This window comes from Halorubrum distributum JCM 13561 (assembly GCF_000337395.1).
GTDB lineage: Archaea > Halobacteriota > Halobacteria > Halobacteriales > Haloferacaceae > Halorubrum > Halorubrum distributum.
The window spans coordinates 1-1,230 of record NZ_AOJF01000062.1; the positions used below are offsets into that span (position 1 = coordinate 1).

1 tRNA gene and 2 rRNA genes are annotated in these 1,230 nt (G+C 57.8%); all 3 read left to right on the forward strand.

Features of this window, described 5'->3' with window-relative positions:
- Nucleotides 1-74 (forward strand): 16S ribosomal RNA (locus tag C470_RS15075); the annotation flags it as partial.
- A gap of 253 nt (nucleotides 75-327) precedes the next feature.
- Nucleotides 328-399 (forward strand) — tRNA-Ala (locus C470_RS15080).
- A 272-nt stretch (nucleotides 400-671) separates the two neighbouring features.
- Nucleotides 672-1,230, forward strand: a 23S ribosomal RNA gene (locus C470_RS16235); the annotation flags it as partial.

Below are 1,230 nucleotides of genomic sequence, written 5' to 3' on the forward strand. Positions count from 1 at the left end.
GAATCTGGGCTTCGCAAGGGGGCTTAAGTCGTAACAAGGTAGCCGTAGGGGAATCTGCGGCTGGATCACCTCCACCGACCCGAGACTCGCCCCCTGGGCGAGCTCACCTTAGACCGTCACCACGACGGTCACTACTCATTCGCATTGGCCTGTGTCCCGTCCGCCCACCCACCGGCTTGGACACCCTAGAACGACCACGGCTCACCCAACACACCAGACCTTCCCGTCAGGGAAGGTGGGCTCATAGCTCAGCGGTAGAGTGCCTCCCTTGCAAGGAGGATGCCCTGGGTTCGAATCNACACACCAGACCTTCCCGTCAGGGAAGGTGGGCTCATAGCTCAGCGGTAGAGTGCCTCCCTTGCAAGGAGGATGCCCTGGGTTCGAATCCCAGTGAGTCCATGTCCGTCCGAAGCGAATCCGTCCCCTTAAGTGGGAGACGCGACTCGGTTCGGACACGACGACCGATGCACCATCCCGGGAAACCGCGGATGGGAAGGGTTCGACGAACGCCCCGTCACCCCCGGGGCGATTCAATGACAACCGTGTATACGTGCGATCCAGACGTCCACTGAACTCATCCGAGTTCGTGGAACGTCAGTGAACCATATACAGTCGGGTGACACTATGTCACTTGACACCGTCAGCACTCTCTTCNGGAGAGTTGGCTGACACACTACTGGCTACTGTGCCAGCTGGTGAATGGCTCGGCTCGAGAGCCGACGACGGACGTGCCAAGCTGCGAAAAGCTCGTGGGACCCGCATGGAGGGAAAGAACACGAGATCTCCCAATCGGAATCCGTTCAACAATTGCCACGCGCAATAGGGAACGCCCTGAATTGAAACATCTCAGTAAGGGCAGGAAAAGAACGCAACAGCGATGTCGTCAGTAACCGCGAGTAAACGCGACACAGCCCAAACCGAAGGTCTTCGGACCAATGTGGTGTTCGGGTTGACAACCAAATCTCGACACTCTCTCAGAAGTCTCCTGGAACGGAGCGTGAAACAGGGTGACAACCCCGTATGAGAGAGCAGTACGGATGGCGTCAAATCCAGAGTAGCAGGGGTCGGATATCCTCTGTGAACATCTCAGGCATCCCCTGAGAAGGCTAAACACTCCTCGAGACCGATAGCGAACAAGTAGCGTGAGCGAACGCTGAAAAGCACCCCGAGAAGGGCGGTGCAATAGGGCCTGAAATCAGCTGGCGATCGAGCGACAGGGCGTACAAGGCG